We start from the raw sequence: 3,990 nt of genomic DNA, 5'->3' as shown, positions 1-3,990 counted from the left end.
CCCGGGCCAGCAGCCCGCGCAGCAGCTGCGCCTGCACCTCGTGCGGCCGCATGCGGATGCGGTTGAGGCGAGGCAGGCTGCCCCACTGAACGGCGCGGGCGAGTAGCTGGTCGAGCATAGAGTAACTGGTGAGCGAAGAAACGCCCTGAACGAGCGCGGCCGGGGCACACGGCCAGCACCCGTTATTTGATGGTACGCTTCAGTTCAAAGTTTTTGCCCAGATACACGCGGCGCACGGTTTCGTCGCTGGCCAGTTCTTCGGCCGTGCCGGCTTTCAGCAGCTTGCCTTCGAAAAGCAAATAGGCCCGGTCCACGATTTCCAGCGTTTTCTGCACGTCGTGGTCGGTGATGAGCACGCCGATATTACGCGACTTGAGCTTGTAGATAATGCCCTGGATTTCTTCCGTCGCGATGGGGTCGACCCCGGCAAACGGCTCGTCGAGCAGCACAAACTTGGGCTCGACGGCCAGGGCGCGGGCAATTTCGGTGCGCCGCCGCTCGCCGCCGCTCAGCACTTTGCCCAAGTTTTTGCGCACATGCGTCAGGCTGAATTCGGCCAACAGCTCCTCCACCTTCGGCTTCCAGGTAGCTTTGGGCAGCTGCGACAGCTCGAGCACGGCCAGAATGTTTTCCTCCACCGTCAGGTCGCGAAACACGCTGGCTTCCTGCGCCAGATAGCCCACGCCCAACCGCGCCCGCTGGTAGATGGGCATGGTCGTAATTTCGGTAGTGTCGAGGTAAATACGCCCGCTGTTGGGCTTCACCATGCCCACCATCATGTAGAAGCAGGTGGTTTTGCCGGCCCCATTGGGACCAAGCAGGCCCACAATTTCGCCCTGGCCCACGGTCACCGACATGTCGTTGACGACGGTTCGGGCTTTGTATTTTTTGATTAAATGGTCAGCGCGCAGAATCATACGGACAAAGGTACAGCGCGGGCCGAAGGCAGCCCGTCAGGTTGGCAAACGTGCTGAGCGACATATTTATTCGGCACGCCGAGTAGTTGACTTGAATTTTTCCGCTACTTTTAGGCGCACAATCAACCCACCTCCACTCTTTATTTTGATTATGACGGTAAAAAAACTACTCCTCGCGGGGGGCGCACTGCTGGTCAGCGCGTCGGCGGCGTCCGCCAGCGGCTTCCAGGTGAACCTGGGCGGGCAGAAGAACATTGGCATGGGCGGAGTAGGCGTCGGCTTGTCGCTCGACCAGGCGGCTATGTTTTACAACCCCGGTGCCCTAGCCATGGTGCGCGAAAACGGCGTGCAGGTAGGCGTGAATGCCGCCCTGGCGCGCGTGAGCTACAGCAGCCAGTACGGTGGTGCCCAGAGCAACATCGACCACAAAGTGGTGACGCCGTTTAACTTCTACGCGGGTTTCGGCCCCAAAGACGGCAAGTTTAAGGCCGGCGTGGCCGTGTTCACCCCCTACGGCAGCACGCTGAAATATGCCGACAACTGGGACGGCCGCTACGCCCTCACCGAAATCACGCTGCAGTCCATCTACGTGCAGCCGACGGCCTCGTTTGCCATCACCCCGCAGCTGAGCGTGGGCGCCGGCCTGATGATTCTGGCCTACGGCAACGTGAACCTGCAGAAAGACCTGCCCCTGCCCACCGGCCCGGGCCATATCACCCTCGATGGCAAAGCCAAAACGCAGTTCGGCTACAACGTGGGCGTGTACTTCAAGCCCAGCGACAAGCTGAGCGCCGGCGTCAGCTACCGCTCGAAAATTGACGCGGTCGTTGAAAACGGCACCGTCAGCTACTCGGGGCTGCCCACGGGCGCCAGCGCCTCCACCATCAACCGGGGCTTCACGGCCAATGCCTTCTCGGCTACGCTGCCGCTGCCGGCCGTGGCTAGCGTGGGCATCGGCGTTACGCCCAACGAAAAGCTGACTATTGGTCTGGACGCCGCCCTGACGTTCTGGAGCGCTTACCGCTCGCTCGACTTCACCTTCAGCGGCAACAATGGCAACGGCACCACCGATGGCCTGGTGGGTGGCAGCACTACCAGCACCTCGAAGCGCTACTACCAGGATGCGCTGGCCTTTCGCCTGGGCGGCCAGTACAAGGTGAGCGACAAGCTGACCGTGCGCGCCGGCGCCAGCTACGACTTCTCGGCCGTAAAAGACGGGTACATCACGCCGGAAACGCCCGACGCCGACCGCGTGATTCTGACCACCGGCCTGAGCTATCAGGTAACCGAGCACCTCGGCATCGATGCTTCGTTCCTGTTCGAAGATTTCCTCAAGCGCAGCCAGACGCCGGGCCAGCTGCTCGACAACGGCACCGCCGACCGCATTGCCGGCACCTACAAAACGCAGGTCTATGTGCCCGGCATCGGCCTGCACTACAAGTTCTAATCCCTCCCACCCGCACTTAGACTCTTTTTCGATATGAATCTGACCATTAACCGCACTGCACCGGCGCTTGCGCTGCTGGGCCTGGCCTTTGCCGGCTGCCAGCCGACTATTGAAGCCCCGGGCGCTTCGGCCGGCTCGGCAAATTTTTCGAGCTACGTGGCCGTGGGCAACTCCCTGACTTCGGGCTTCTCCGATGGTGGGCTTTACAACGAGGCGCAAGCCACTTCGTACCCGGCCATTCTGGCGCAGCAATTTGCCAAAGCCGGCAACGGCCCGGCCAGCTTCGTGCAGCCAGCGTTTTCGGCCGCTAGAAAGGACGGTTCGGGCTACGTCAAGCTGCTGTCGGTGAACGGTGCGCTCACGCCCGTGCAGCCTTCGCAGGCCAACAGCTTTCTGGGCGAGGCCGTGGCGTACACCAGCAACAACCTGCCAGCCCCCCCGCTGGGCTCGGGCCAGCCCGAGCTGGAAGCCTACTCCGGCAATCAACCCGACAACCTCGGTGTGCCGGGCATTTCGGTGCTGAGCGCCGATAAGACGGCTTCTACCTCAGGCAACGCCACCACTGACGCGATAACGCGAGCTTCGGCGGCGGCTTATGGCAACATCAACCCCTACTACCAGCGCCTACTGCCTGCCGCCGACCGCGGCACTAAAGACTACGTGACGTACATCGGCCAAAAAACGGCTACGTTCTTCACCTGCTGGATGGGCAACAACGACGTGCTGACCTACGCCACCAACGGCGGCGTGGCTTCGGCCAGCAACCCTTTCAGCGTCCTCACCGATACCACCAGCTTCGGCAAGGGCTACCGCAATATTGTGGCCACCATTTCGAAGAACGGCACGGTGGGCGGTGTGTGCGCCAACATCCCGAACGTGACGGCCATTCCGTACTTCAACACGGTAACGGTGGCGGCCGTAGCGGCCGCCTTTAAGGCCCAGAACGCCGCTTCGCCCGGCGTGTTCATCACGGTAAACGGCACGCCGTCGGTGCGCCTGGCTACGTCGGCCGACCTGCTGACGCTGCAGGCTCAGGGCTACATTGCCGCCACCGGTGCCGGCAGCACGCCCACTAACCCGCTGCCCAGCCAGTACGTGCTCGACGCCGCGGAGGTAACGACCGTGGTGACCCGCACCAACCAGCTCAACGCCATCATTGCCAAAACCGCCCGCCAAAACAAGGTGGCGCTGGCCGATATGAACACGTTCTTCAACAACATCGGCCAGTCGGGCGTGGTGACGAGCACCGTCAACAACAGCACGGCCTTTGTGTCGGGCAACCTGTTCAGCCTCGACGGCGTGCACCCCACGCCCCGCGGCTACGCCGTAGTGGCCAACGAGTTTATCCGCGTTATCAACGGCTTCTACGGTGCTTCGGTACCGACCGTGAATCCGAATAGCTACCGCGGCGTCATGTTCCCGATGTAAGAACTACCGCCGTGCTGCAAAAAGCGCCTTCCCTGCCCGGGAAGGCGCTTTTTGTTTTTATTGCGGGCCACCGGGCCGGCTCGCCAGATGCGCCGCAATGAGTTGGGCGTGGTGCCGGCCGTTTTCGATGAACCAGCGGCTGGTGGCCCGGCCGCCGCACACGGTGCCGGCCACAAACACCCCGGGCCGGGAGGTTTC

The 3,990-nt window shown here is 62.2% G+C and carries 3 protein-coding genes; 2 read left to right on the top strand and 1 reads right to left on the bottom strand.

Translation table 11 applies throughout. The annotated features are described in order from the left end of the window. Nucleotides 1–182: 182 nt before the first annotated feature. On the bottom strand, nt 183–917 hold the full coding sequence (gene lptB, locus ACYVDE_RS16585; protein WP_460502664.1) for an LPS export ABC transporter ATP-binding protein: 735 nt from the start codon (nt 915–917) through the stop codon (nt 183–185). A gap of 151 nt (nt 918–1,068) precedes the next feature. Between lptB and ACYVDE_RS16580 the strand changes: the two genes are divergently transcribed. Both ACYVDE_RS16580 and ACYVDE_RS16575 read left to right on the top strand, forming a co-directional pair. Next, on the top strand, nt 1,069–2,364 hold the full coding sequence (locus ACYVDE_RS16580; protein ID WP_460502663.1) for an OmpP1/FadL family transporter: 1,296 nt from the start codon (nt 1,069–1,071) through the stop codon (nt 2,362–2,364). Nucleotides 2,365–2,397: 33 nt separating this feature from the next. Next, nucleotides 2,398–3,792, top strand: coding sequence for an SGNH/GDSL hydrolase family protein (locus tag ACYVDE_RS16575; protein ID WP_460502662.1), 1,395 nt, complete (start codon nt 2,398–2,400; stop codon nt 3,790–3,792). Nucleotides 3,793–3,990: the final 198 nt, after the last annotated feature.

It is taken from the genome of Hymenobacter agri (genome assembly GCF_054778495.1).
Note: the sequence above shows the minus strand (reverse complement) of the source record. Positions and strands in the feature narration are given on the sequence as shown.

Excerpts from the sequence above, each read along its gene's own strand:
- lptB (WP_460502664.1), bottom strand. The coding sequence starts at position 917 with ATGATTCTGCGCGCTGACCATTTAATCAAAAAATACAAAGCCCGAACC.
- ACYVDE_RS16580 (WP_460502663.1), top strand. The coding sequence starts at position 1,069 with ATGACGGTAAAAAAACTACTCCTCGCGGGGGGCGCACTGCTGGTCAGC.
- ACYVDE_RS16575 (WP_460502662.1), top strand. The coding sequence starts at position 2,398 with ATGAATCTGACCATTAACCGCACTGCACCGGCGCTTGCGCTGCTGGGC.